The following is a 25,998-nucleotide window of genomic DNA, read 5'->3' as shown; positions in this document are numbered from 1 at the left end:
AACACATGTCGCGGAAACCATCTTGGCCAGCGGTAATGTTTAACCGCATACAAAGGCCGCACATATGGAAGCAAGCGATCCGATCAAATATCCGCTGAAAGTGCTTGCAATCGGGAGCCGTCCACATATGGACATACAACAATGACCGACCCAATATGGCTATCGGCGGCATCACGCCGAGGCAGAAACTGAAAATGGCAGCGTAAATTCTACTGATCGGACCCGTTAAAAACGGGGGGATTACCTCCGTACAGAAGGCGTGAATCATCCACCCGAAAGCGAGGGGCTCAAAGCTGTTCAATGTCAGTGAGAAAGGCAAGAGTCATTACAGGGTCATTACAAAACAGAGGTCTTCCCTGTCTGTTACCTTAAGAATCTTGTCTAAGTTATTGAAAAGACTGGTGCCCCCAGAGAGACTCGAACTCCCGACCCTCTGATTACAAATCAGATGCTCTACCAACTGAGCTATAAGGGCGCCAACGCGGATGGCAGTACCATATTCAGCCGGTGTGTAAAGCGAAAATGGAGTGTTTCTGCTTATTTTTGAAGGACTGCTTTCGAAAGCTCTCGCCATCCTGGTCGAAGTCCAACGCTGTCGAGTTTCTCGTGGCGAATGTGACGTCGAAGTTGAAGATGTTATCTTTCCGGCCCGTCTGTCCCATGCTGAAACATCCTTCGGACGAATGAAACGCGCCGGTGTGCGAAGGCTAAAAAACCGCTTGTTGCGGAACATTCAACGGCTTACCGTGCTGATTGTGGCAAAGGATGGGCTGGCCATCCCGTACCCCCTTCGCAAAATATTTATGACCGGAGAGAGCGATGAACTTTAGATCTGTAACGTTTGCTGTATTGAGTGCGCTCGCGATGCTCTCGGGCTGCGCTAGCACAGGCGGCAACAACACGACCTACGCGGACTATCAGGGGGCTTATCCGCAGCCGTTCCTGGGTGCGAAGAGCGGAGCCAATGTGGGCATTCCGCTGAATTAATCAGCTTAACAGCATGATCTCGCATGGTGCGCCGGCCTCCGCTGCCGGTGCGCCAACTGGCCGGATGATGAGGCAATCAGCCTGGGCAAAGACCCGCATCATCGATGAGTCCTGCCGTGCAAAAGGATCCGCAATCCGGTCCCCATTGTCATTCTTGCGCAACCGGCCGCGAATATAGTCCTGCCGGACATCGTTGGCCGGCAGCGCTTCACCGAGTTGAGCCGATACCAGCCTGTTATTGGCAGGTAATCCACCCAGATGGCGCAGAATCGGCTCCAGAAACAGGTAGGAGCATACCAGGCTGGAGACCGGGTTACCCGGCAACCCCAGAACGACTGTTTTCCCAAGGGAGCCGACCATCAGCGGCTTGCCCGGACGCATCGCGATCTTCCAGAAATCGAGCACCATTCCGGCGTCAAGAAGCGCCGGTTGAACCAAATCGTGATCGCCAACCGATGCGCCGCCCAGCGTGACCAACACGTCCACACCCGACCTGACTGCCTGACGGACGGCTTCGGTGATCGCCGTCTTGTCGTCGCCGATGATTCCGAGATCGATGATGTCGGCGCCGTTTTCGCGGGCGATCGCGCCCACGCCGAAACTGTTGGAGGCGATGATCTGGTCCGGGCCTGGCTGTGAGCCCGGTGGCAGGAGTTCATCACCAGTCGCGAGGATGGCGACCTTGGGGCGGGCAACCACAGACAAGGAGGGATGGTTCATGGCGGCGGCGACCGTCAGGCGGGCCGGGGTCATGCTTTCGCCTGCATGGACGATGACGTCACCCTTGGCAAAATCCTGGCCTTTTGGGCGTATATGGCGACCCTTGGGTGGTGAGAAGTGCGCACGAATACGGTCGTTTGCGAGCCGCTCGGCATCCTCCTGTGCAAGCACGCAATCAGCGCCCTCGGGAATTGGCGCGCCGGTAAAGATGCGCACGACTTCGCCCGCTCCCAGCCGGCCCGTAAAACCGCGCCCGGCGGCGGATTGCCCGATCACCGTCAGTTCCACAGCGGTTTTGGAGAAATCCTCATGGCGCCCGGCGTAGCCATCCATGGCCGAGTTATCGAAGGCGGGGTGGGTCAGCAACGCCCGGACGTCCTCGGCGAGAATGCGACCGTGGGCCATATCCAGCGAGACACTCTCTGTTCGACGCTCGGCCGGCGCCAGAGCAAGAAGTCTTCGCAGCGCTTCATCGACCGGAAGCAGCGCCATGGCTTAGGACCCTACGCGTTCGAAATCGCCGGATCGTCCGCCGGACTTGCGCCGGAGGCGGATGCCGCCAATCTCCATCTCGCGGTCGGCGGCCTTGGCCATGTCATAAATGGTGAGGCAGGCAACACTTGCTGCCGTCAAAGCCTCCATCTCCACGCCGGTTCGACCGGTGAGCTTGGCCATTGCCTCCACCCTCAGGCCTGGCAGGTTTGGGTCAGGGGTAATATCGACGGCGACTTTGCTCAGCATCAAAGGATGACAAAGCGGAATGAGGGTTGCCGTCTGTTTCGCAGCCATGATGCCCGCAATCCTGGCTGTCGCGATCACGTCCCCCTTCTTTGCATTGCCATTGAGAATGAGCTCCAGGGTTTCCGGCTTCATATGGACATAACCCTCGGCAACGGCGACACGAACAGTCTCCTCCTTGTCGCCGACATCGACCATGCTTGCGGTTCCGGCGGCATCGATATGGGTGAGGGAGGGGCCTCGCGTCATTCCGCGGCCATAACCGCTGCTGAGCCTGTCAGAAGCTGGCGCGTTGCTGCAGCAACATCATCCTTGCGCATCAGGCTTTCGCCAACGAGGAAGGTGCTGATCCCGGATGTCTGCAGGCGGACACATTCGTCATGGGTAAAAATGCCACTCTCGCCAACCAGGAGCCGATCCTCCGGCACCAGCGGTGCAAGCTTCTCGGAAAGCGCGATATCGACCTCGAACGTCTTAAGATTGCGGTTGTTGATGCCGAGAAGCTTGGACTTGAGCTTCAGCGCACGTTCCAGTTCTTCCTGGTCATGAACTTCGACCAGAACGTCCATGCCGAGGGCAAAGGCTTCATGCTCCAGCCGGCGGGCATCGTCGTCGCTGAGCGATGCCATGATTAGCAAAATGCAGTCCGCACCCCAGGCCCGTGCCTCATGCACCTGATAAGTATCGAACATGAAATCCTTGCGTAGCGCGGGCAGGGAACAAGCCGCGCGTGCCGCTGTCAAAAAGCTGGGTTGGCCCTGAAAACTCGGCGTGTCCGTCAGGACGGAAAGACAGGCTGCGCCACCCGCCTCGTAGGCCTTTGCAAGGCTCGGCGGATCGAAGTCGGCGCGGATCAGCCCCTTGGAAGGGCTGGCTTTCTTGATTTCCGCAATCAGGCCGAAAAGTCCCTCTGCCTTCCTGGCACGGAGGCTTGCCATGAAACCGCGCGGGGCTTCCTGATCAGCCTGCATGGCTCTGAGGTCAGCAAGCGAGACCTTCGATTTCGCGGCCGCGATTTCCTCGCGCTTGTAGATCTCGATCTTCTGCAGAATGTCTGTCATCGCTGTTCTCCTGCCACGGAGTTGGTGGAGGCCACGAGCTTTTCAAGCGTTGTCTTCGCGCTTCCGCTGGTAAGCGAATTGCGGGCAATCTCCATGCCGCCGCGAAGATCCTCGGCGCGGCCTGCGACGACTAGCGAGGCGGCCGCGTTGGCCAGCGAAATATCGCGGTAAGCTGTTGCATCGCCTTCGAGAACACCCTTCAGAGCCAGGGCGTTGTACGCACCGTCTCTGCCTTTCAGATCAGCGATCCCAACGGTTGGAAGTCCAAAATCGTCCGGTGACAGTTCGAATGTTCTGATCTCACCGTTTTCCAGGGCCGCCACTTGAGTTGTGCCTGTCGTGGTGATTTCATCCAGTCCGTCGCCATGGACGACCCAGACACTCTTCGAGCCGAGATCACGCAGCACCTCGGCAATCGGAACCAGCCAGCGGGGTGCAAAGACGCCGACAAGCTGCTGGGTGACACCCGCCGGGTTTGAAAGCGGGCCGAGCAGATTGAAGATCGTACGGGTTCCGAGTTCAACCCGAGTCGGGCCGACATGCCGCATCGCCGAATGATGCTGCTGGGCGAACATGAAGCCGAGCCCGGCTTCAGCAATGCTGCGGGAGATGGCCTCGGGTCCGATATCGAGCTTTACGCCGAGGCAGGAGAGGGCGTCCGCCGTGCCGGACTTCGAGCTGAGTGCCCGATTGCCGTGCTTGGCGACGGGCACGCCGGCGCCGGCGACGATGAGAGCAGCCAGCGTGGAGATATTGTAGGTGCCGGCGCCGTCGCCCCCGGTTCCGACAATATCAATTGCGTCGGCAGGCGCCTCGACTGTCAGCATGCGCGCGCGCATGGCCGCGACGGCTCCGACGATTTCGTCAACGGTTTCGCCGCGCACGCGCAGCGCCATCAGGAAGCCGCCGATCTGCGACGGGGTTGCCTCGCCGGACATGATGATTTCGAAGGCTGCGCGCGCATCGGTGCGATCCAGCGCTTCACCTGCGGCCGCCTTCGCGATGAAAGGCTTCAAATCCGGCATGAATGCATCCTCGTCATATTTTATTGCCGGGCCAGCGAAGTCTCGGCGAGTTGCTGGTTGATCGATACACCATAGCCGGTCTGCAGCTCGGTCACCATCTGGTCAAGGATGTCATCACCGCTTGAGCGCGCAACGGCGTCAATCTGCCGATCGTCGCTGTCGAGCGCATTGACCGGAGCATCCGGGTTCACGGCGGTAACCTTGAGAAGGATCTGGCCCTCCCCACCGACACCGGCTGCATTGGCAACAGTACCCTCGGGGCCGCTGAAGGCAGCTGTGACGGCTGCCGGGCTCAGAGCGGCGTCGTCGGACGAGCGCCGCAGACCGGTCTTGGTTTCTACGGCAATGCCAAGCTCCGTGGCGATCGCAGCAAGCGTTTCGCCCTTTTGAACGCGCGCCTTCAGCTCTTCGGCCTTGGCTGCTAAGGCCTTGCGCTGCTGTTCAGCCGTCCAGTCCGCGACCACTTTCTCGCGGGCTTCATCAAGGGTGCGGTCGCGCGACGGGGTGACTTCCTCGACATCGAACCAGACATAACCATCACGGCCGAGATTGACCGGCAGCGTTTCGCCACCCACCTCGGCTTTAAAGGCTTCTTCAAGCAGCGCCTTGGCTTCCGGAATGCCGGCAACAGGCTCGCCGTCCGCGTCATTGCCGCGTGCATCGATCGCATTGATGACAACGAGCTTCAGACCCGATTGGCTCGCCGCTTCCTGCATGGTGGCGCCGGAAACCCGTGCATCCTCGAACTTGTCATGGATACCCATGATCTCGTTGGCGGCGTTGGAAAGCGCGACTTCCTGGCGCAACTCTTCCTTGGCTTCATCGAAGGTCTTCACGGTCGCCGGCTTGATGTTGGAAACGCGCAGGATGACCGGGCCGAAGGCACCATCGACAACTGGCGTTACGCCGCCATCGAGCGTGACGGCAAAGGCCGCATCGGCAATCTTGGCATCCGGAACACGATCACGGGTGAAATCACCGAGCAGAACGTCCGTGCTGGTCTTGCCCTGTTCGGTAACGACGTCATCAAAGGACGTGCCGGCAGCGAGCTTCCCGGCCGCTTCATCAGCTGCTTCGCGCGAGGGGAACGCGAGCTGTTCGATCGTGCGGATTTCGGCGGCGCTGAAGCTATCCTTGCGCTTGTCGTAATCCGCGCGAAGCTCCTCGTCGGTGACCGTCTTCGGATCGGCGATATCAGCAGGCTCAAGCTTCACATAGGCGAGGCGGCGGAACTCGGGCGCGCGATATTCGGCCTTGTGGGTTTCGAACCACGGCGTGAGAACGTCGTCTGCCGGAGCCTTGATCGGATCGATATTGGCATTGGACAAAAGCAGATAATCGAGATCGCGGGCTTCGTTGCGATATTGGTGCAGGGCTTCGGTCAGGATCTTTGGCGCGGAATAGCCATCGGAGAGGGCTTCGACGATCTGCGAGCGCACGGCAACCTGGCTGCGATTGTTGATATAGTCCTGTTCTCGCAGGCCGGCATTGCGCAGGACGCTGGAGAAGGTCAACCGATCGAACTGGCCATTGACGCCATGGAAGGCCGGGTCTTCGCTAATGAGGGTTGCGAGGCGATCCTGGGAAAGGCCGAGGTTCATGTCCTCCGAGAGCTGATCCAGTGTGGCCCCTGCAACGAGCTGGGAATAAACCTGCGACTCGACGCCGAAGGCTCGGGCCTGGTCGCGTGTCAGCCTGGTGCCGAACTGGCGAGAGAGCTGGGCGATCTGCCGCTCATAGGCGAGACGGAAGTCGCTGGGCGATACCTTGACGTCACCGACAGTGACCACGGCGTCAGACCCGGTATGGACGATGGAGGTCGATGCACCCCATATGCCGAATGAAATCACAAGAATGACCATCAAGCCTTTAATGACCCAGGTCTTGGAGGCGTTTCTCAGGAGTTCAAGCATCGGATTGCATACCTCGTGGCATTTCGTGTCCGCCGGATGACGGTTGGTCCCGTTCCTTAAAACAAAGCCGCTCGGATGAGAAGTGTCACAAAGCCCAAAAAATATTGTGCCAAGCCTCATGAAGAGGTGGCCAGGGGTTGTCGAAGGCTACGTTCAGCCAGCTTTCGCAAAACCGATCGCCTTGGATGCGGCGCAGAATGGCTTTGGCGTGTCGGAATTGTTAGCCGGCAAGCGAATATTCTCTAGTAAAATCGTCGATGTGAGGCTTAATTGCCTGGCGGCGACACAGGGAAAATTAACCGAGTCACCGCTTCGGCGGCCCGGTTGAAAGGGGCAGTAGAATATCTCATGGGCTCAATGGCAGTGATGATAAGCCTGTTTGGCGCGATAGCCCTTCTGCTGTTTGGGTTGTCTCAAGTAAAAGAAGGCGTCACCAGAGCCTTCGGCATCAAGTTGCGTACGGGGCTCGCCCGGGGTACCAGCGGCTCCTTGCGTTCATTTGCAAGCGGCTTCGTCGCCACGGTCGCTCTGCAGAGTTCCACCGCTACGGCCTTGATGATCGCTTCGTTCGTCGAAAAGGGGCTCGTACAGGCCCGCATGGCCCAAGTCGTCCTGCTAGGGGCCAATGTTGGAACGGCTGTCACAGCGTGGATCGTCTCGCGCGGCGTAGACTGGCTGTCACCGCTTCTTATCCTCGCCGGCGTCATTCTTCACCGAAGCGGAAGATCAAGTGCGCAACAGGGCGGCGGGGCTGCTCTCGTCGGCATTGGTTTGATGCTTTTGTCGCTGCATCTCCTGGGGATCGCGACGGAACCAATGCGGGCATCACCGGCGCTCGCGGCTTTTATCGGTTTGCTGGATGGCGCGCTTCCTGTGGCGCTGCTCTTTTCTGCGGTGCTTGCCTTTCTGTCGTCATCCAGCCTTGCAGTGGTCGTGCTGATCCTTTCCCTGTCAACGACAGGTATCCTTTCCTCCAGTCTGATGATCGCTCTCGTGTTGGGCGCCAATCTCGGCGGTGCAGTGCCACCGGTCATGACAACACTCGGTGCGCCAGCCTCGACCAGGCGTGTGACGACAGGCAATCTTCTTGTGCGTGCCATAGGATGCCTGATCGCGTTGCCGGTGGCTTCGACATTCGCGTCCTACCTTCAGACTTCGCCGATCCCGGCGGAGAATCTGCCTGTCGATATCCACCTTGCATTTAATGTGGCGCTCGCCATCCTGGCGTGGCCGCTTTCGAGCGTCCTTTCAAACATTATGCTCAAACCTATCCCGGATGAACCAAAGCCTGAAAGCGGGCCGCGCTTCCTCGACGAGAAGGCTCTGGCCACGCCGGTTATTGCTCTCTCGGGCGCGACGCGCGAAGTACTTCGCGTCGGCGACCTGATCGAGTCGATGCTTATTCATACGATGGATGCCTTCAACCGGAACGACCTGGACCAGCTGCGCGATATCGAAAAACTTGAAGGCGAAGTCGACAGGCTCCAGCAGGAGGTTAAAATCTATCTGTCACGCCTCGGCGCAAATGGTCTCGACGGGGAGAACGGCCGGCGCTCGATCGTCATCATAGACTATGCGATCAACCTGGAGCACATCGGCGACATCATCGAAAAGGGATTGGCCGAACAAGTCGTCAAGAAGGTCGAAAATGGCCTCAAGTTCTCGGAGGAGGGCTATCAGGAGCTCAAGAGCCTGTTTGACCTGACGATTGACAACCTGCGTATTGCCCAGACGATTTTTGTCACGCGCAATGCCGATCTGGCGCGCCATCTGGTCGAGGTCAAGGTCAATGTCAGGCATATGGAAAAGCGTTCATCGGAGCGCCATCTGGAGCGGTTGCGACATGGTCGCGCCGACAGTCTGCAAACCAGCTCGCTTCACCTCGACATGCTTCGCGACCTCAAGCGCGTAAACGCGCATATCGTCTCGGTTGCCTATCCCATCCTTGATGAAAGCGGCCTTTTGAGCGAAAGCCGGCTTGTCTCGGAATAAGCCTATTTTGCCATCAGAGCGTTTCGCACGAAGGCATCGTAGCAGGGCGTCAATTGGATGCGGGTATGGTCATCTTTCAGGAACGGCTCGTAGAGGCCGAGCAGCGCTCGGCGCGCGGTTGTTGGCGGGCAGGTGGGCAGGAGTGCAATGTCCACGGCAGCGACGGCCTTGGCAACCTTCTCGTTTGGCGGAGGTACGGCGCGGAATGGATCGGCGCCGATTGTGATGGCATGCGGCGCCTGCCTGTCCATCAGCCAGGGAAACGGATTGGTGAAATCGATGGACATCATGGTTTCGAAACGGACATTTCCGGCAGTTTCATGAGCTTTTAGTGCGTCAATGGCGTCGTCTATGGTCTGCAACCAAAGCCAATAGAAGTCGAAGTCACTGTAGAGCAGGTTTGCCGGAAGTTCACCCGCTCTGGCGATTTCTTCATACGTGTTGCGATGAGCGATATAGTTCACATGCATCCGCTCCGCGCGTGTCACGAATACCGGACGAAGAGAGACGGCGCCGAGCGTCTTGAGGTTGCGGTTTTCCAGGGTGATGTCGTTGACACTTCCGATTGTCGACCGCGCCGTCTTCTGCGCGATCGTGACGAGAGGCGGCAGCATGGCGGCCATCGCAAGTACGCCGGCAACCATAAAAGCCGGGGAGGAACCTCGGACGCGATAAACATCGATCAGGATGGCAAGCACGAGCGGCCACAGAAAGATGAAGGCCTGGCTACCGGTATTCTGGCTTTCAAACAGGAGCCCGGCGAGAAGAAAGGCAGCCAGCCAGAGCCAGTTCTGGTCTAGCAGATGAGAAACGGTCGTTGCGCTCGGGGTTGAGCGGAATAACGTCCAGTCTTTCGAGATTTTTTCCCGATCGATGACGAAAAGGGCAACGGCGAGAAGGCCGGCACTCGCTATGATGCCGAAGTTGATCGACGCACTCTGCAACAGTCGCGGCAGAAGGCTGGTGTCATTTAGAACGAGCAAAGCGATCATATCGTCGGCATAGGCTGAAACGATGCCAGACGATATTTCAAGGAGTCCGATCGCAAGAAAAAAGACGAGGCCGGACAGCAGCGCGACCCGAAAAGGCAGGCGGCCTGCTGCAAATGCCATCGCGCAGAGCAGTACCCCCGACACGACGCCCGTCACCTTGACGAAAAGCAACGTCAGCATCGCGAGCGCAACAACGATGCCAAGAAGGGCTGGCGCGCGCAGGAAACACAGAGCGGCGGCAAGCACATACAGAAGCTGACAGACCTGGCGGTTGTAGATCCCGAAGCCATCCGTACCCGGGAATGGATAAAAGTCACCGGTATTGAACGGCAGAAGCGAAAACACCAGGAACGGCAGAAGGAGCGCCCAGGCCGTTGCGTGCGAACGTTTCTGGGCGTCGAAAAGCACGAGCGCCGTGAGAGGGGCGGTTACCGCCAGCAGCGACCAGTTGGACAGAAGCAGGATCGCACCGTTCGGAAACAGCTTTATCAAGCCCGCGAAAAGGTAATAACCGAGGCTCCCGACCGGGGCGAAAAAGTCGACACCCGGCACCTGTCCGCCGGCAATGCGATTTGCCGCATCAATATAGAGATACTGATCCCAGAACATCGCGCCGAGCGGTATCGGGATCGTTCTCACGAGAGCGAGCGGCACCAGAAGAAACACGACGATGATCAAAAAGAATATCGGGCTGAAAACAACCTTCTTGAGACTGTTTCCCTGGCCCAATGCAGGGGCGATATCCGTGGAAGCCTGCATCGTCATCTCCTTCCGCGCCGCGCATCGCTGTTTTAGTCCGCAGTCAATGCGCGCGTGCGGCGCTGGCGGATGTGATCGGCATGGGCAAGTTATGGCAGGATCGAGTTTTAGCCCGGTTAACGGACAGGTCTTTCAGCGAGAGTTATGGTTCTCGCAATCTCTTCCTGATATGGAACCGGCGATGAAATTATGAGGTGCCTGGACTCATTTTGCGTCCTGCATTGCCAATAAGGGAGAATCGGCATGGAGCGCTCATGTCTGGCGATCGTGCTTGCTGCGGGGGAAAGCACCCGTATGAAATCCTCGATGTCGAAGGTGCTGCATCCGATCGGCGGTCGCCCGATGATCGCGCATGTCATGGAATCGCTGGCGGAGGCCGGTATCTCTGCGACGGCGCTGGTTCTAGGCCGTGACGCTGAAGCTGTTGAAAAGGTCGCCCGTCGGGACGAGATGGCCGTTTCCTCCTACCTGCAGACCGAACGTCTTGGGACCGCCCATGCTGTTCTCGCCGCCGGCGCCGCAATCGCCGATGGTTATGACGACATTCTCGTGGTTTTCGGGGATACACCGTTGATCACTGCTGCGCCACTTCTGGCCGCCCGCAAGGGATTGGCTGAGGGCAATGACGTCGTCGTGATCGGTTTCGAGACTACCAGCCCGACCGGCTACGGCCGTTTGATCGTCGAGAACGGTGCGCTCGTCGCCATCCGCGAAGAGAAGGATGCAAGCGAGGCGGAACGCAAGATTACCTACTGCAACGGCGGCCTGATGGCCATCGATGGACGCAAGGCCTTGTCGTTGATCGAGAAGATCGGCAATGCCAATGCCAAGGGCGAGTATTATCTGACGGATATCGTCGAGGTCGCGAATGCTGCTGGCGGTTCAGCGATTGCGGTGGCGGCGCCAGAGACCGAACTCATGGGCTGCAACAATCGTGCCGAACTCGCTGGCATCGAAGCCGTATGGCAGCGCCGCCGCCGTCATGAGCTGATGGTATCCGGTGTTTCCATGATCGCTCCGGAAACGGTGTTTCTCGCCTATGACACAGCAATTGCTCAAGATGTACTGATCGAGCCGAATGTCGTTTTCGGTCCCGGCGTGACCATCGAAAGCGGCGCCGTCATTCATGCTTTTTCACATCTCGAAGGCGCGCATGTTGGCGCCGGCGCGACCGTCGGACCCTACGCACGGCTGCGTCCGGGTGCAAACCTTGGCCCCGATTCGAAAGTCGGCAACTTCTGTGAGGTCAAGAAGGCGGAGATTGGCGCAGGCGCCAAGGTCAATCACCTGACCTACATCGGCGACGCTTTCGTGGGCGCAAAGACCAATATCGGCGCCGGCACGATCACCTGCAATTATGACGGGGTGAACAAGCACATCACCCAGATCGGCGCCAATGCCTTTATCGGCTCCAACTCCTCTCTGGTCGCGCCTGTATCCGTGGGGGACGGCGCCCTTGTCGCATCCGGCAGTGTCATCACTGACGATGTTCCCGCCGACGCGGTGGCCTTCGGGCGGGCGCATCAGACGATCAAGCCGGGCAGGGCAAAGGTCCTGCGCGAACAGTATCTGGCGGAAAAGGCCGAGCGGAAGAAAAGCAGCGCTGAATAAGGCTGCAGGGACTTCGTTAAAATCTGAAACTGAAAGTGAGTTCACTGCCGATTGCGCATTTCGATAGATCGGCTACCACTGCGCTACGCCTTAAATCGGAATGGATTTAACGGCGAAAATGTGCAGGAATTCAGAGTGTTATTGCATTCTTACATTTGAGCGTAGGCGTGCTATTGGCGGGAATGGCGGTTCGGGGCTGCCAGATATGCGGAGATAAATATGTGTGGGATCGTTGGCATCGTCGGGGATCGAGCTGTGTCGGAGCGGCTGGTCGATGCGCTGAAACGGCTTGAATATCGCGGCTATGATTCCGCCGGTGTCGCCACCATCCATGATGGAAAGCTCGAGCGGCGGCGCGCCGAGGGCAAGCTCGTCAATCTTGAGACCAGACTGCAGGCGGAGCCGCTGGCAGGTAATATTGGCATTGCCCACACGCGCTGGGCGACGCACGGCGCACCGACGGAAAACAACGCCCACCCGCATTTCACCGATGGCGTGGCGGTCGTCCACAACGGCATCATCGAGAATTTCTCCGAGATCAAGGATGAACTGGGCGGCGCAGGTGCGACGTTCAAGACCCAGACCGATACGGAAGTCGTTGCCCAGCTTTTGGCAAAGTACCGTCGCGACGGACTTGGTTACCGCGAGGCCATGCAGGCAATGCTTCGACGGGTAACCGGCGCCTATGCGCTGGCGGTGATCTTCGAGGATGCACCCGACACGATCATGGCTGCACGCAGCGGCCCGCCGCTGGCTGTCGGTTACGGCAAAGGCGAAATGTTCCTCGGCTCCGATGCTATCGCGCTTTCGCCCTTTACCAACGAAATCACCTATCTGATCGACGGCGACTGGGCCGTGCTCAATCGCGATGGCGTCGAGATTCTCGACCATGACGGTAACCGGGTTGAACGCCCTCGGCAGGTCTCGGTTGCGGCGGCCTATATGGTCGATAAGGGCAACCACAAGCACTTCATGGAAAAGGAAATCTATGAACAGCCCGAAGTAATTTCGCGCGCTCTTGGTCACTATGTTGATCTGATTGAAAACCGGATCGATCTCGAAGCTGTCTCGATCGACTTCGCCAAGGTCCAGAGCCTGGCAATTTCTGCCTGTGGTACGGCCTATCTTGCCGGCCTCATCGGCAAATACTGGTTCGAGCGATACGCGCGGCTACCGGTTGAGGCGGATGTCGCCTCCGAGTTCCGCTACCGCGATATTCCGCTTTCGCCCCAATCGGCCGCCCTGTTCATTTCCCAATCCGGGGAAACGGCCGACACGCTTGCGTCGCTGCGCTACTGCAAGGATGAAGGCTTGCAGATCGGCGCGGTGGTGAACGTAAGGGAATCCACCATTGCCCGTGAATCGGACGCGGTGTTCCCGATCATGGCGGGTCCCGAGATCGGCGTTGCCTCGACCAAGGCATTCACCTGCCAGCTGGCGGTCCTTGCCGCCCTTGCCATTGGCGCCGGCCGCGCTCGCGGCACCGTATCGCGACAGGAGGAAGAGCGCCTTGTTCGCCATCTGACGGAGATGCCGCGGATCATGTCGTCTGTGCTGAACAGCATTCAGCCCAAGATGGAGAGCCTGGCGCGCGAACTGTCTAAGTGCCGTGATGTGCTCTATCTCGGCCGCGGCACCAGCTATCCATTGGCAATGGAAGGCGCGCTGAAGCTCAAGGAAATCTCTTATATCCATGCCGAAGGCTATGCTGCCGGTGAACTCAAGCACGGTCCGATCGCCTTGATCGACGAAAACATGCCGGTGATCGTCATCGCCCCACACGACCGCTTCTTCGAGAAGACCGTTTCCAACATGCAGGAAGTCGCGGCTCGCGGCGGCCGCATCATCTTCATCACTGACGAAAAAGGCGCGGCGGCCTCAAAGCTCGAGACGATGAGCACGATCGTCCTGCCTGTTGTCGACGAGATCATCGCGCCGATGATCTTTTCGCTGCCGATCCAGCTGCTTGCCTATCACACCGCCGTCTTCATGGGGACGGACGTCGACCAGCCGCGCAATCTGGCAAAGTCGGTCACCGTCGAGTGATCAACCGTTCGGGGTGGGATGGCGATCGGGAACCGATACGGTCGTTGACAGCGGCCGCGTTTGTGCGCCGCAATATTTTCTTGCGCTGCCCTTGTCCTCGGCCCCGGCGTCCGGCATGGTGCGGTATCACCCGGCCTTTCACGGCAGTACGAGCTAGCGAAACAGCATGACGGACAAGCCGGCACGCGGATTTTTGGCAACCCGGTTGCGGAATTACTTTCTGACCGGGCTGATCATTTGTGCTCCTCTGGCGATTACGGCCTGGATCACATGGTCCTTCATTCTCTGGGCAGACAGCTGGGTAAAACCTTACCTGCCGTTCGACTACAATCCCGACAATTTTCTTCCTTATCCGGTCCCCGGCTTCGGCCTTTTGACGGCATTGCTGCTGATCACGCTCGTCGGCTTTTTCGCGGCCAACCTGATCGGTCGCAGCGTCGTCGGTTTCGGCGAATCGCTGCTTGCCCGCACGCCACTGGTCCGTACCATCTACAAGGGCTTGAAACAGATCTTCCAGACCGTGCTTCAGGATCAGTCTAATTCCTTCAAAAGGGCCGGTATGATCGAATACCCAAGCCCCGGTTTGTGGTCGCTGGTTTTTGTCGCAACAGACGCCAAGGGCGAAGTGGCCGTCAAGTTCTCCGATCGTGGCCTCGACATGGTCGCAGTCTTCCTGCCGCCGACACCGGTTCCGACGGCTGGTTTTCTGATCTTCGTACCACGCGACAAAATCGTGCTGCTCGACATGAGCGCCGAGGATGCGGCCAAGATGCTGATTTCCGGAGGCCTTGTGGTGCCTGAGCAATTGCCTGCGACGCTTCAGCCTCAGGCTCCGCTTCAGAACCCTAAGCCCAAACGTTTCCTCAGCCGGCCCTGAGAAAGCGGATCGCTTCGTCCCGGCGGTGCAGGTAGAGCAAGGTGCGCAGGGCTTCCCCGCGTGGTGACGTCAGTTCAGGATCCTTTTCGAGCACATAGGCGGCATCTTTTCGCGCAATTTCAAGAAGATCGGCGTGGGCCTCCAGACTGGCGATGCGGAAGCCTGGCGTTCCGGACTGGCGTGTTCCCAGAAGCTCGCCTTCGCCACGCAGTTTCAGATCCTCCTCGGCGATGACGAAGCCGTCCTCGGTATCGCGCAGGATGGACAGGCGTGCACGGCCGTTTTCGCTAAGCGGTCCCTTGTAGAGAAGGATGCAGGTCGAAGCCTCGTCGCCACGCCCGACGCGCCCCCGCAACTGATGAAGCTGGGCAAGACCGAAACGCTCGGCATGCTCAATCACCATGATTGTCGCATCCGGGACATCGACGCCGACCTCGACCACCGTAGTGGCGACCAGAAGCCGGATTTCGCCATTCTTGAAGGCGAGCATGACGGCATCTTTCTCGGCGCCGTTCATTCTGCCGTGCACCAGACCGATTTCAGGGCCGAGACTGCTTTTCAGTGTCTGAAACCGCTCATCCGCTGACATCAGATCGGAATTTTCGGATTCCTCGACGAGTGGGCAGATCCAGTAGGCCTTTTTGCCTTCGGCAATGGCCGTGCGCAGCCGCTCGATGACATCGCCGGTACGCTCCGTCGGGATGGTGACGGTCTGGATCGGCTTGCGACCAGCCGGCTTCTCGGTCAGCTTCGACACGTCCATGTCGCCGAAGGCTGCCAGAACCAATGTCCGTGGGATCGGTGTTGCGGTCATGACCAGCATGTGCGGGGAGATACCTTTTGCCGTCAGCCGCAGCCGCTGATGCACGCCGAAGCGATGCTGTTCGTCCACGACCGCAAGGAGCAGGTTCCTGTAGATCACGCTGTCCTGGAAGAGCGCGTGGGTGCCTACGACGATATCGGTTTCACCGGAGGCGATACGCTCTTCGATCGCCTGCCGTTCCCGTCCCTTGGTCCGCCCGGTGAGAACATCGATCGTCAGCCCAGCGGGAGCCGCCATCTTCGACAGGGTCGCATAGTGCTGACGCGCAAGGATTTCGGTCGGGGCCATAAGAACGGCCTGCCCGCCGGATTCGACCGCCGCAAGCATCGACATGAGTGCGACGGCCGTCTTGCCGGACCCGACGTCGCCCTGCAGCAGTCGCAGCATGCGCTCGTTGCCGGCCATGTCGGAGAGAATATCGGCAATGGCGGCTTGTTGGCTGTCGGTGAGGGAAAAGGGAAGGGCGGACAGTACTGCGCCGCTCAGCTTCCCGGTGGCCTTGACCGGTGTGCCTGCGACCCGCCGCAAGCGCTGGCGTACAAGTGCAAGCGAAAGCTGCCCGGCCAGGAATTCGTCATAGGCAAGCCGCCTGCGCGCCGGGGCCTGCGGATCGATATCGGCTGCTTCGTGCGGCTCATGGAGTTGCAGGAAGCTGTCGCGGGTGGACAGAAAATGCCGTTTTTCGATAAGCGCTTCATCCAGCCACTCCGGGAATTCCGGAAGCCGTTGCAACGCCGTCTCGATCTGTTTTCGCAGAATGCGGGCGGAAAGACCTGCAGTCAGGCTGTAGACGGGCTCAACCAATGGCAGGTTTGCGGCATCGGCCTCCCGCACCATGTAATCCGGATGCACCATCGAGGGGCGACCGTTGAACCAGTCGACCTTGCCGCTGACTATCACTGTCTCATCGACCGGCAGCGCCCTCTCCAGCCAGTTCCCCTTGGCGCGGAAGAATGTCAGCGCAAGTTCGCCTGTCTCGTCGTGCAGAAACACACGGTAAGGCTGATTGCTGCGACCGGGCGGCGGCGGTTGATGGCGATCGACCCGCGCCTTGATGGTAACCGTCGCGCCCTGCGGTGCGCGCGCGATCCCGGGCTGCTCGCGGCGATCGATCAGCGAATAGGGGGCATGAAAGACGAGATCGATGACGCGGCAGTCGTCGATGCTCTCGCGGCCGAGCAGGCGTGCGTAAAGTTCACCGGCTTTCGGGCCGATGCCGGAAAGCGTATCGAGGGGCGCAAAGAGAGGATCGAGCAGAAGCGGACGCATGACGGGAGACTGAAACGAGGAAACGGTCTTTGGCAAGGCTGACAATCGCCTTTTCAGTGTTTATAGAGCCAGACGGAACCGCCGGCGCTGGCTCGATCGCCAAACGCGCCCGCGGCAGGAAGGACTTGGTTCATGACTGGCATCTCGCGCACCAGCGCCGATCTCGATCCGCGCCGCCGCCGTATCCTTTTTCGCTGTTGGCACCGTGGGCTTCGCGAAATGGATCTCGTTTTCGGGCAATTTGCCGAGGCCGAGATTGCCGACTTGCCGGAAGAGACGCTCGACGAGCTGGAAACGATCATGGCGGAAGAGGACAATGATCTGGTGAAGTGGATCACCGGCGAGAAGCCGCTGCCGGACAGGTTTCGCACACCTCTATTTGAGCGCATTGCGTCCTATCGCCCCGATTTTGAAGAGAACCATCCCGATAGGAACGGTTGATGTCCATGATCGCGGGCTTTGACCCGAAAAAGATTGCTTCCGTCTCGCGCGAATTGACAATCGGCCCGGTGCCATCCGGTGTCGAGCCGATGATTCTCGCAGAGCTGGCGCGCTCCAACGGCCCCGTGGCCTATATCCTGTCCGATGGCCAACGGATTGCCAATCTCGAACAGATGCTCGGCTTCGCCGCACCCGACATCCCTGTCCTCACCCTGCCGGGCTGGGACTGTTTGCCCTATGACCGCGTCTCGCCCAGTGCAGATATCTCCGCGCGCCGGCTTGCTGCCTTGAGCGGCCTTATCGCCCATGCGCAGAAGCCGCATGCGGCGATCGTGCTCGTGACTGTCAATGCCGCCCTGCAGAAGATGGCACCGAAATCCGTCATCGAAGGGCTGGCATTCTCGGCTCGTCCTGGCAGCACGATCCGGATGGACGACATCGCGGCCCGCCTGGAACGCAACGGTTTCGAGCGGGTTGCCACGGTTCGCGAAGTCGGGGAATTCGCGGTTCGCGGCGGCATTCTCGATGTCTTCGTGCCGGGCAGCGAGCAGCCCGTACGCCTGGATTTCTTTGGCGACACGCTGGAGACGATCCGCTTCTTCGATCCGGCAAGCCAGCGCACCACCGGGCAGGCCAATTCACTCGATCTTAGCCCGATGAGCGAAGTGTCACTGACGCCCGAGACGATCAGCCATTTCCGCACCGGCTATCTGTCGCTCTTCGGCGCGACGACCCGTGACGATGCTCTTTATCAAGCGGTCTCCGAGGGGCGGCGCTACGCCGGCATGGAGCACTGGCTTCCGTTGTTTTACAATGGCTTGGAAACGGTCTTCGACTACTTGGCCGACTTCAGGATTGTCACCGACCATGTGGTTCGCGAGGCCGCGGCCGAGCGCAGCAAACTTATTCAGGACTATTACGAAGCCCGGCAGGAATCGGCCAATCCCGGAAAGAAGGCGATAACGCAGGGAACGCCTTACAAGCCGATCCCGCCGGAAATGCTCTATCTGGGCGCTGAATCATTCAACGCCGCGCTCCTGTCGCGACAGGCGATTCGCCTCTCACCTTTCATCGAGCATGAGGGTGAAGCGCGGCAGGTTGTGACCATTGATGCGCGCCTTGGCGTGCGCTGGGCGAAGAATGCAACGGAAGGCACACCCGACAACGAGCGCGTCAACGTCTTCGATCAGGCCGTGAAGTATATCGCCGATCGCCGCTCGAAGGGCGCAAAGGTGCTGATTTCGGCGTGGTCCGAGGGCTCCCTCGATCGCCTATTGCAGGTACTGGTGGAGCACGGGCTGGGCAATATCCAGCCGGTAGCGAATCTTGCCGATGTTGCCTTGCTGAAAGCAGGAGAGGCGGGGTCGGCCGTTCTCAATCTGGAAAGCGGTTTTGAGACTGGAAATCTCGTTGTTATCGGTGAACAGGATATTCTCGGCGACCGCATGGTGCGTCGGTCGAAACGCCGACGCCGTGGCGCCGATTTCATCGCCGAGGTCGCCGGTCTCGACGAGGGCAGCATTGTCGTCCATGCCGAACACGGCATCGGCCGTTTCGTCGGCCTGCGCACAATCGAGGCCGCGGGTGCTCCGCATGCCTGCCTTGAACTTGTCTACGCCGACGATGCCAAACTCTTTCTCCCTGTCGAAAACATCGACCTTCTCTCGCGCTACGGCTCTGAGGGCAGCGACGCGATGCTCGACAAGCTCGGCGGTGTCGCGTGGCAGGCGCGCAAGGCCAAGCTCAAGAAGCGCCTTCTGGACATGGCCGGTGGCCTCATCCGCATTGCCGCAGAGCGCCTGACGCGCCGCGCGCCGGTGCTGACGACGCCGGAGGGGCTCTATGACGAGTTCGCCGCCCGCTTCCCTTATGAAGAAACCGAGGACCAGATGACCTCCATCGAAGCCGTGCGCGACGATCTTGCCGCGGGACGACCGATGGATCGTCTGGTCTGCGGCGATGTCGGCTTCGGCAAGACGGAAGTCGCGCTTCGGGCTGCTTTCGTAGCGGCTATGAACGGTATTCAGGTGGCTGTCGTCGTGCCGACGACGTTGCTTTCCCGCCAGCATTTCAAGTCCTTCTCCGAGCGGTTTCGCGGGCTGCCGGTGCGCATCGCTCAGGCTTCGCGGCTTGTTGGTTCGAAGGAACTGGCATTGACCAAGAAGGAAGTCGCGGAAGGCAAGACGGATATCGTTGTCGGCACGCATGCCTTGCTCGGTTCGTCGATCAAGTTTGCCAATCTCGGTCTGCTGATTATCGACGAGGAGCAGCATTTTGGCGTGAAGCACAAGGAGCGGCTAAAGGAGCTGAAATCCGATGTGCACGTGCTGACGCTCTCGGCGACGCCGATCCCGCGTACGTTGCAGCTGGCTTTGACCGGCGTGCGTGAGCTGTCGTTGATCACCACGCCACCGGTCGATCGCATGGCCGTGCGCACCTTCATCTCGCCCTTCGATGCACTGGTGATCCGTGAAACTCTGATGCGCGAGCATTACCGGGGTGGTCAAAGCTTCTATGTCTGCCCCCGTCTTAGCGATCTCTCGGAAATCCATGAATTCCTGCAGTCCAGCGTGCCTGAACTGAAGGTCGCTGTCGCTCACGGCCAGATGCCGGCGACGGAACTCGAAGACATCATGAATGCCTTCTACGAAGGCCGCTACGATGTGCTGCTATCGACGACGATCGTTGAATCCGGTCTGGACGTGCCGACCGCCAACACGCTGATTGTGCATCGTGCAGATATGTTCGGTCTGGCGCAGCTCTATCAGCTGCGTGGACGTGTCGGCCGTTCCAAGGTCCGCGCCTTCGCGCTGTTCACGCTTCCCGTCAACAAGAAGCTGACGGGTATGGCGGAGCGTCGCCTGAAGGTGCTGCAGTCCCTCGACACGCTGGGCGCCGGCTTCCAGCTTGCCAGCCATGACCTCGATATCCGCGGGGCAGGGAACCTGCTGGGAGACGAGCAGTCGGGCCACATCAAGGAAGTCGGTTTCGAGCTCTACCAGCAGATGCTGGAGGAAGCCGTTGCCGAACTGAAGGGCGAGGAAGAGATCATCGACACCGGATGGTCGCCACAGATTTCGGTCGGCACGCCGGTCATGATCCCGGACGAGTACGTGCCCGACCTGCATCTGCGTCTCGGGCTCTACCGTCGCCTGGGCGAGATCACCGATCTCCAGGAAATCGATTCCTTTGGCGCCGAACTGATCGACCGTTTCGGGCCTTTGCCGCTGGAGGTGCAGCATCTCTTGAAGATCGTCTATATCAAATCGCTCTGCCGCACGGCAAACGTTGAGAAGCTGGATGCAGGGCCGAAGGGTGTGGTGGTTCATTTCCGCCATCGCGAGTTCCCGAACCCGGCAGCTCTCGTCGGCTATATTGCCAAGCAGGGGATACTTGCCAGGATCAGACCTGACCAGAGCCTGTTCCTGCAGCGGGATTTCCCCACACCAGAAAAGCGGCTTTCCGGCGCTGCCGTCTTGATGACCCAGCTTGCCGCTCTGGCAAAGGAAGCTTGACGACGCTGTCAGAGCTTGCTGGATAAGCCTTGCCTTCCCTCTCTGCGTCATCTTTGGGCTTGACCCAAGGATCTGCTGAGCCGTCTCATATGCGGAGGCGGCGATAGATACTCGGGTCAAGCACGAGCATGACGGAGGGGAGGATGTCGGCTTTTTATCGTCATCTGGGAAGGTCGACAGTGTGCACTCAATTGACCTGCTTCGGGTCCTTCATGGTTGCAATTTCCCGGAAAGCATTGACGAGAACATCGGCGGGCTGCGCACCCATGACGGCGTATTTATTGTCGATGATGAAACAAGGAACGCCGCTAACGCCCATATCGCGCGCCATGGCGATTTCCTCGCCAATCGCGTCCTTGTCTGCATCCGACGACAAGAGCACGTCGATCACAGCGGTATCCAGCCCTGCCTTGGCGGCCACGTCGTTCAGTACGGCGCGATCGCCGACATTTCGCCCCTCTTCGAAATAGGCACGGAACAGGGCGGAAGCGATTTCGTTCTGTCGGCCTTCATTTGCCGCCCAGCGCAGCAAGCGGTGGGCATCGAGCGTGTTCGGGCTGATCTTCACCGCATCGAAATCGAAAGCGATCCCGTCCTGGCGACCGAGTTCCGTCAACCGTTCATGGGCTTGGGCAACAGCCGCCGCTCCGCCGAGCTTGGCGGCGAGATGCGCCTTGTGATCGACGCCCTCAGGTGGCAGGTCGGGATTGAGCTGGTAGGGACGCCAGTTCACCGTGACAATAATCTCGTTGGAGACCTCGGCAATTGCCTGTTCCAGCCGTGCCTTGCCGAGATAACACCACGGGCAAACGACATCCGATACGACATCAATGACGACATGTTCCATGCTGCTTCTTCCTTCGCCGAGCACTTTCCGAACAAGCGACATAGGAGATCGACCGTCGAGGTTCAATGCGTTACCTCCAGTATACCAACCCGACCGAACTGCTATTGAACGCTCTCGTCCCACCACACGGGCAACTGGTAGCCGTAGAGCGGAACGGTCTCCGGCCGCCCGATATGTTTGTGACGGGCAAGCCACTGGGCCGAGATATGATAGAGCGGCACCAGATAGAAGTTCGATACCAGCATCCTGTCATGGGCGCGCACCGCAGCGGTGAAATCCTCGACTGTTCGCGCCTGAAGAATGTTGTTCACCAGCGTATCGACATCCTTGTCAGCCACACCTGCGAAATTGTCACTGCCCTGACGCTCCCGCGCCGCGGATGTCCAGCGGCCGACCTGCTCGATGCCGGGCGACAGCGACGATGTGAAGGATTTGACGATGACGTCGTAATCGAAGGACTGGCTGCGCTGCTGGTATTGCGAATCATCGACCGTGCGGACGGAAACGGCAATGCCTAGAGCTGCCAGGAAGCGCTGATAGGCAAGCGCAAGTTTTTCCTGACCTTCGTTCTGGGTCATGATCTCAAAGGCAAGTGCCGTGCCCTTGGCATCGACCATCTTGCCGTCCTTGATAGAATACCCGGCTTCGCGCAGCAGCGTCACCGCTTCGCGCAGCACGTTGCGGTCGCGCCCCGTGCCATCGGTAACTGGCAGGCGATAGGTCCCATCCAGAACTGCCGGATTTATGCGGTTTCTGATATCGCCCAGCAACCCGAGTTCTCGATCATCAGCCGGAGTGTCGAGATAGGAGAGGCTGGAATTCTGCCAGAAGCTCTGGGTGCGGGTGTAGGCGTTGTCGAAGAGGTTCTTGTTGACCCATTCGAAGTCGAAGACCATCGCGAGGCCCTGGCGGAGCTTGGCATCGGCAAACATTGGGCGGCGGGTGTTGAAGACGAACCCCAGCATGCCGGATGGCGTTTTCGGCGTGAACTGGTCCTTGATTACTATACCAGACTGGACAGCTGGAAAATTGTAACCCCGCGCCCATTTCGTCGGGCTGCCTTCAGAATAGATGTCGATTTCACCTTTCTTGAAGGCTTCGAACAGCGAATTGTCCTGCAAGAAATACTCGACCGAAATCTCGTCGTAATTGTCGAAGCCGACCTTCGAGGGGAGGTCCTTTGCCCAATAGTCGGGATTGCGCTTGTAGACGATGCGCTCGCCCGCCTTCACCTCGGCGACCTGGTACGGTCCCGAGCCAAGTGGAAATTTCAGCGATGTCTGGTCGAACGTCGCCACATCGGTCGCATGCTTCGGCAGAATAGGGGTCATCGCGATCAGCAGTGGAAACTCCCGGTCGGCCTGATCGTTGAAGGTGAAGCGGACGCTTCGGTCGCCGACTTTCTCCATCTTCGCCACTTTGTCGAGGCGGGTACTGAAAGGCACGCGACCCTTGTCCCGGAAGAGCTCGAAGGTGAAGATCACATCTTCCGGCGTAATCGGCTGTCCGTCGGCCCATTTTGCCTTCGGATTGAGATTAAACTGGATGAAGCTGCGATCGTCATCCCATTCGACACTTTCCGCGATCAGACCGTATAATGAAAACGGCTCATCGCGTGAGCGCTGCATCAGCGAATCGTAGATGAGATTGCCGTATTCCGGGTCGAGCATGCCACGCGCCGTCGTGCGCATGCTTTTGAGGATGAACGGGTTGAGACTGTCGAACGTACCTACGACGCCATAGGAGATCTTCCCGCCCTTTTTGACGTTCGGATTGACGTAAGGGAAATTCTTGAAGTCGGCGGGCAGGGCTGGCTGGCCATGCATGGCAATCGCATGAACCGGCTCGGCAAAGGCCGCCGGGCCTGCGACGATACTTGCAGCCAGAGTAAACAAGCCTAGGATCAATGCGCGCAAAGTTCACCTCCCGCCGCAGCATGCCATGTGATTCATGGCAAACTAGCACGTCGGCGATGTTTTCCAATTGTCGATGCCCTTAAAAACATGCCGCTTGCTTCCAAAATCACAAAGGAAAGACTGGATATCCGGTCGCTTGCATTGTAACAGGTGTGTCCGGAGACAAGGGTCATGCAATTGCCTTATTTTCCCAACAGGAGAGCGGGCGACTGACCAGAGATGACGAGCGGCAAAAGCCCGCTCGATGACCGGAATTCAGGAGACCGATATCGCTATGATCTTCAAGTCAAATTTCACAAAAAAGGCTGCGCTGTCGGCATTTGCGGGTGCCGTTGCCGTGGCTGCGATGCCGGCTGCTTCCCTCGCACAGCAGGCCAATGGCGGCCGTCCGCAGGGCTGGTTCAAGGTTTGCACGAAGCAGGAAGACAATGACGTCTGCATCGTTCAGAACCTTCTGACGGCCAACAACGGTCAGCTGATCACGGCTGTCGGCCTGATTGACGTCAAGGGCAAGGTAAACCGCAAGATCCTTCAGGTCTCGGTTCCGTCCGCTCGCATGATTCCGGTCGGCATCCAGATGCAGATCGATGGTGGCAAGCCTGCCAAGCTGGACTACGCAGTCTGCATGCCCGACAAGTGCGTCGCCGAAGTCGCTCTCAGCGACGCGGTTCTTGCCAGCCTGAAGAAGGGCGGCGAGGTGGTTTTCACCTCCGTCAACTTCCAGCGCGCTCCGAACCCCATCAAGATATCGCTTGAAGGCTTTACCGGCATTTACGATGGCGAACCGATCGAGCAGTCGAAGCTCGAGGAGCGTCAGCGCCTGCTGCAGGAAGAAATGCAGAAGAAGGCAGAAGACGCTCGCAAGAAGCTTGAAGAAGCCCAGAAGGCCGCCAAGCAGAACTGATAATATCGTTCACAACGAAAACGGCCCGACATTTTTGCCGGGCCGTTTTTTATGCTTTCCGTAATGCCCTTGCAGGCGCTTTCGGTTAATGGCGCTGGACAGTCTTGGGAGTATACAGGCCAACGCTTTCCGGGTCGAAGAACGCGTTCACCTGGGAGTGGCGAACCGGCGCTCCGGTATCGTCGGAAACAAGGTTCTGTTCCGATACATAGGCGACATATTCGGTTTCGTCGTTTTCAGCCAAAAGATGGTAGAACGGCTGGTCCTTCGAGGGACGGATTTCGGCCGGTATCGCATTCCACCATTCTTCGGTGTTCGCATATTCCGGATCAACGTCGAAAATGACGCCGCGGAACGGAAACACGCGGTGGCGTACCACCTGGCCGATCTGAAATTTCGCATCTCTTTGCTTCATCATGTTCGGTTCCTTTCCACTACATTATGTGGGGGTTTTTCAGCGAACATCAATAGCCATGCTCTTTGCAAGCTGTGGGCGACTAACCTTGCCCTTGCTTGCCTCATCAGCCGTTTGGGCGTACCTCATTCGGAGAATATTTCCTTGCAGCGGATGCAGTATGAGCAATCAATGGGGCAGGAATACGCAGGTCGCGCGAAGCGGGAGCTCGGGCTTCCTCCTGGCGGCAATTCTGTGCGTCGTTCTGATCGGCGCCGGCGTCTACGGCTGGCTCGTACGCCAGACTTTGCACGCCGAAATTGCCGCGCTGACCGAAAGCAACACCGCATTGTCGGACAAGCTGGCTGCGTCAGAGACTTCGCAGAAAAAGATAACCGACGAGATGAACTCGCAGAAGCGCAACTCTGGAGAGTGGGCCGGTAAGCTTGAACAGGATTACGCCGACCTGCAGCTCAACGAGGTTCCAAAACTCAACCGTCTACTGGACAAACGCGACGCAACGATCTCCAAGCTGGAAAAAGACGTCAATGCGTTGAAATCGCAAGCGTTGCGCCTTTCTGAAGAGAAGACCGCTGCCGAGGAAGCATTGAAAACTCTGCGTGAAGGCGCGGCCGCCGACACGGCCGATGCAAGTGATCTGCAGGCGCATACGGAAGCTCTGAACGCGGAACTGGAGCGGCTCCGCGCAGAGAAGAGCGATCTCGAAAGTGCGCGTGCTGGAACCCAATCACTTCTGCTTGCAGCCCAGGCGGATGCCACGGCTGCAAAGTCCACCCTTACAACCTTGCAGAACCAGAAAATACCCGGCCTTGAGCGCGAGTTGGCCACCGAGAAGGCCAAAAACCAGGCCCTGGAGCAGAAGCTCGCATTGACAAAGCCTACCGCGACAGATCAAGCGCCTCCGGTGACCGCTAGCGGCGGACCGGGCCGAACGCCGCGCGATGACGCCGAGGTTGCAACGCTTGTGAATGGTTTGCCTGGACTGGGCGGCCTGGACGAGAGTGAGCGAAGAAAGTTGCAGGACCAGCTCGCATCCGGTGCCTGCGTGACCGAAGCGCTGGAAACCGTCTTCGACAAGGTTCCCTTGATCGTCATGCGCAATTTGATGCGGGAACTAAAGAGCGACTGCTGACGCACGTCCCGGCAG

The 25,998-nt window shown here is 58.9% G+C and carries 20 protein-coding genes and 1 tRNA gene; 10 read left to right on the top strand and 11 right to left on the bottom strand.

What is annotated here, in order from left to right; translation table 11 throughout:
* Window positions 1-399 precede the first annotated feature (399 nt).
* Window positions 400-475: transfer RNA gene (locus QO002_RS12710), tRNA-Thr, on the bottom strand.
* A 52-nt stretch (window positions 476-527) separates the two neighbouring features.
* Here QO002_RS12710 and QO002_RS12705 point away from each other — a divergent pair.
* The gene (locus QO002_RS12705; RefSeq protein WP_307230170.1) at window positions 528-830 is read left to right on the top strand and encodes a hypothetical protein; all 303 of its coding nucleotides are present in this window, start codon (window positions 528-530) and stop codon (window positions 828-830) included.
* Window positions 820-987 carry a hypothetical protein gene (locus tag QO002_RS12700; protein WP_307230168.1) on the top strand — a complete coding sequence of 56 codons (168 nt, stop codon included), beginning with the start codon at window positions 820-822 and terminating at the stop codon, window positions 985-987. Before QO002_RS12705 ends, QO002_RS12700 begins: the two co-directional genes overlap by 11 nt.
* Here QO002_RS12700 and QO002_RS12695 read toward each other — a convergent pair whose 3' ends face one another.
* Genes QO002_RS12695 through QO002_RS12675 form a run of 5 tightly spaced genes read right to left on the bottom strand, consistent with a single transcriptional unit; the run spans window position 988 to window position 6,444 of the window.
* Window positions 988-2,199 (bottom strand): molybdopterin molybdotransferase MoeA, encoded by a 1,212-nt coding sequence (locus QO002_RS12695; protein ID WP_307230166.1) that lies wholly within the window; start codon window positions 2,197-2,199, stop codon window positions 988-990.
* A 3-nt stretch (window positions 2,200-2,202) separates the two neighbouring features.
* On the bottom strand, window positions 2,203-2,694 hold the full coding sequence (moaC, locus tag QO002_RS12690; protein ID WP_307230164.1) for a cyclic pyranopterin monophosphate synthase MoaC: 492 nt from the start codon (window positions 2,692-2,694) through the stop codon (window positions 2,203-2,205).
* On the bottom strand, window positions 2,691-3,506 hold the full coding sequence (gene trpC / locus QO002_RS12685) for an indole-3-glycerol phosphate synthase TrpC (protein ID WP_307230162.1): 816 nt from the start codon (window positions 3,504-3,506) through the stop codon (window positions 2,691-2,693). Before trpC ends, moaC begins: the two co-directional genes overlap by 4 nt.
* Window positions 3,503-4,531: an anthranilate phosphoribosyltransferase gene (trpD, locus tag QO002_RS12680; RefSeq protein WP_307230160.1), complete on the bottom strand. Its 1,029-nt coding sequence runs from the start codon at window positions 4,529-4,531 to the stop codon at window positions 3,503-3,505. Before trpD ends, trpC begins: the two co-directional genes overlap by 4 nt.
* Window positions 4,532-4,551: 20 nt before the next feature.
* Entirely contained in the window at window positions 4,552-6,444 is a 1,893-nt protein-coding gene (locus QO002_RS12675; protein WP_307230157.1) for a peptidylprolyl isomerase, read from the bottom strand.
* Window positions 6,445-6,792: 348 nt separating this feature from the next.
* On the opposite strand from QO002_RS12675, the gene QO002_RS12670 reads away from it, so the two are divergent.
* The gene (locus QO002_RS12670; RefSeq protein ID WP_307230155.1) at window positions 6,793-8,436 is read left to right on the top strand and encodes a Na/Pi cotransporter family protein; all 1,644 of its coding nucleotides are present in this window, start codon (window positions 6,793-6,795) and stop codon (window positions 8,434-8,436) included.
* 2 nt (window positions 8,437-8,438) lie between these two features.
* Here the strand turns inward: QO002_RS12670 and QO002_RS12665 are convergent, their stop codons facing one another.
* Window positions 8,439-10,187, bottom strand: coding sequence for a hypothetical protein (locus tag QO002_RS12665; RefSeq protein WP_307230153.1), 1,749 nt, complete (start codon window positions 10,185-10,187; stop codon window positions 8,439-8,441).
* Window positions 10,188-10,430: 243 nt separating this feature from the next.
* Between QO002_RS12665 and glmU the strand changes: the two genes are divergently transcribed.
* From glmU to QO002_RS12650, 3 genes are all read left to right on the top strand, one after another.
* Window positions 10,431-11,798, top strand: coding sequence for a bifunctional UDP-N-acetylglucosamine diphosphorylase/glucosamine-1-phosphate N-acetyltransferase GlmU (glmU, locus tag QO002_RS12660; protein ID WP_307230151.1), 1,368 nt, complete (start codon window positions 10,431-10,433; stop codon window positions 11,796-11,798).
* A gap of 219 nt (window positions 11,799-12,017) precedes the next feature.
* Window positions 12,018-13,844, top strand: coding sequence for a glutamine--fructose-6-phosphate transaminase (isomerizing) (gene glmS, locus QO002_RS12655; RefSeq protein WP_307230149.1), 1,827 nt, complete (start codon window positions 12,018-12,020; stop codon window positions 13,842-13,844).
* A 166-nt stretch (window positions 13,845-14,010) separates the two neighbouring features.
* The gene (locus tag QO002_RS12650; RefSeq protein ID WP_307230147.1) at window positions 14,011-14,721 is read left to right on the top strand and encodes a DUF502 domain-containing protein; all 711 of its coding nucleotides are present in this window, start codon (window positions 14,011-14,013) and stop codon (window positions 14,719-14,721) included.
* On the opposite strand, the gene recG is transcribed toward QO002_RS12650, so the two are convergent.
* Window positions 14,708-16,813: an ATP-dependent DNA helicase RecG gene (recG, locus tag QO002_RS12645; RefSeq protein WP_307233353.1), complete on the bottom strand. Its 2,106-nt coding sequence runs from the start codon at window positions 16,811-16,813 to the stop codon at window positions 14,708-14,710. The genes QO002_RS12650 and recG overlap by 14 nt on opposite strands.
* 132 nt (window positions 16,814-16,945) lie before the next feature.
* Here recG and QO002_RS12640 point away from each other — a divergent pair, with 132 nt between their 5' ends.
* Window positions 16,946-17,254 carry an FAD assembly factor SdhE gene (locus tag QO002_RS12640; protein ID WP_307230145.1) on the top strand — a complete coding sequence of 103 codons (309 nt, stop codon included), beginning with the start codon at window positions 16,946-16,948 and terminating at the stop codon, window positions 17,252-17,254.
* On the top strand, window positions 17,254-20,769 hold the full coding sequence (gene mfd, locus QO002_RS12635) for a transcription-repair coupling factor (protein ID WP_307230143.1): 3,516 nt from the start codon (window positions 17,254-17,256) through the stop codon (window positions 20,767-20,769). The genes QO002_RS12640 and mfd overlap by 1 nt, the downstream gene beginning before the upstream one ends.
* A 187-nt stretch (window positions 20,770-20,956) precedes the next feature.
* On the opposite strand, the gene QO002_RS12630 is transcribed toward mfd, so the two are convergent.
* Both QO002_RS12630 and QO002_RS12625 read right to left on the bottom strand, forming a co-directional pair.
* Window positions 20,957-21,616, bottom strand: a complete 660-nt coding sequence (locus QO002_RS12630) for a DsbA family oxidoreductase (RefSeq protein WP_307230141.1) — start codon at window positions 21,614-21,616, stop codon at window positions 20,957-20,959.
* Between the two features lie 101 nt (window positions 21,617-21,717).
* Window positions 21,718-23,520, bottom strand: coding sequence for an extracellular solute-binding protein (locus QO002_RS12625; RefSeq protein WP_370878546.1), 1,803 nt, complete (start codon window positions 23,518-23,520; stop codon window positions 21,718-21,720).
* A 286-nt stretch (window positions 23,521-23,806) separates the two neighbouring features.
* Between QO002_RS12625 and QO002_RS12620 the strand changes: the two genes are divergently transcribed.
* The gene (locus QO002_RS12620) at window positions 23,807-24,436 is read left to right on the top strand and encodes an invasion associated locus B family protein (RefSeq protein ID WP_307230137.1); all 630 of its coding nucleotides are present in this window, start codon (window positions 23,807-23,809) and stop codon (window positions 24,434-24,436) included.
* Window positions 24,437-24,521: 85 nt separating this feature from the next.
* On the opposite strand, the gene hspQ is transcribed toward QO002_RS12620, so the two are convergent.
* Window positions 24,522-24,851, bottom strand: coding sequence for a heat shock protein HspQ (gene hspQ / locus QO002_RS12615; RefSeq protein ID WP_307233351.1), 330 nt, complete (start codon window positions 24,849-24,851; stop codon window positions 24,522-24,524).
* An 88-nt stretch (window positions 24,852-24,939) separates the two neighbouring features.
* Here hspQ and QO002_RS12610 point away from each other — a divergent pair, with 88 nt between their 5' ends.
* Window positions 24,940-25,983: a hypothetical protein gene (locus tag QO002_RS12610; RefSeq protein WP_307230136.1), complete on the top strand. Its 1,044-nt coding sequence runs from the start codon at window positions 24,940-24,942 to the stop codon at window positions 25,981-25,983.
* Window positions 25,984-25,998: the final 15 nt, after the last annotated feature.

Source organism: Pararhizobium capsulatum DSM 1112, assembly GCF_030814475.1.
Lineage (GTDB): Bacteria > Pseudomonadota > Alphaproteobacteria > Rhizobiales > Rhizobiaceae > Pararhizobium > Pararhizobium capsulatum.
Note: the sequence above shows the minus strand (reverse complement) of the source record. Positions and strands in the feature narration are given on the sequence as shown.

What these genes read in the sequence shown, in the direction of transcription:
- QO002_RS12640 (WP_307230145.1), top strand. Translation starts at nt 16,946, where the DNA reads ATGACTGGCATCTCGCGCACCAGCGCCGATCTCGATCCGCGCCGCCGC.
- moaC (WP_307230164.1), bottom strand. Translation starts at nt 2,694, where the DNA reads ATGACGCGAGGCCCCTCCCTCACCCATATCGATGCCGCCGGAACCGCA.
- QO002_RS12630 (WP_307230141.1), bottom strand. Translation starts at nt 21,616, where the DNA reads ATGGAACATGTCGTCATTGATGTCGTATCGGATGTCGTTTGCCCGTGG.
- QO002_RS12620 (WP_307230137.1), top strand. Translation starts at nt 23,807, where the DNA reads ATGATCTTCAAGTCAAATTTCACAAAAAAGGCTGCGCTGTCGGCATTT.
- QO002_RS12700 (WP_307230168.1), top strand. Translation starts at nt 820, where the DNA reads ATGAACTTTAGATCTGTAACGTTTGCTGTATTGAGTGCGCTCGCGATG.
- QO002_RS12665 (WP_307230153.1), bottom strand. Translation starts at nt 10,187, where the DNA reads ATGCAGGCTTCCACGGATATCGCCCCTGCATTGGGCCAGGGAAACAGT.
- QO002_RS12650 (WP_307230147.1), top strand. Translation starts at nt 14,011, where the DNA reads ATGACGGACAAGCCGGCACGCGGATTTTTGGCAACCCGGTTGCGGAAT.
- recG (WP_307233353.1), bottom strand. Translation starts at nt 16,813, where the DNA reads ATGCGTCCGCTTCTGCTCGATCCTCTCTTTGCGCCCCTCGATACGCTT.
- mfd (WP_307230143.1), top strand. Translation starts at nt 17,254, where the DNA reads ATGTCCATGATCGCGGGCTTTGACCCGAAAAAGATTGCTTCCGTCTCG.
- glmS (WP_307230149.1), top strand. Translation starts at nt 12,018, where the DNA reads ATGTGTGGGATCGTTGGCATCGTCGGGGATCGAGCTGTGTCGGAGCGG.
- trpD (WP_307230160.1), bottom strand. Translation starts at nt 4,531, where the DNA reads ATGCCGGATTTGAAGCCTTTCATCGCGAAGGCGGCCGCAGGTGAAGCG.
- trpC (WP_307230162.1), bottom strand. Translation starts at nt 3,506, where the DNA reads ATGACAGACATTCTGCAGAAGATCGAGATCTACAAGCGCGAGGAAATC.
- glmU (WP_307230151.1), top strand. Translation starts at nt 10,431, where the DNA reads ATGGAGCGCTCATGTCTGGCGATCGTGCTTGCTGCGGGGGAAAGCACC.
- QO002_RS12670 (WP_307230155.1), top strand. Translation starts at nt 6,793, where the DNA reads ATGGGCTCAATGGCAGTGATGATAAGCCTGTTTGGCGCGATAGCCCTT.
- hspQ (WP_307233351.1), bottom strand. Translation starts at nt 24,851, where the DNA reads ATGAAGCAAAGAGATGCGAAATTTCAGATCGGCCAGGTGGTACGCCAC.
- QO002_RS12675 (WP_307230157.1), bottom strand. Translation starts at nt 6,444, where the DNA reads ATGCTTGAACTCCTGAGAAACGCCTCCAAGACCTGGGTCATTAAAGGC.
- QO002_RS12695 (WP_307230166.1), bottom strand. Translation starts at nt 2,199, where the DNA reads ATGGCGCTGCTTCCGGTCGATGAAGCGCTGCGAAGACTTCTTGCTCTG.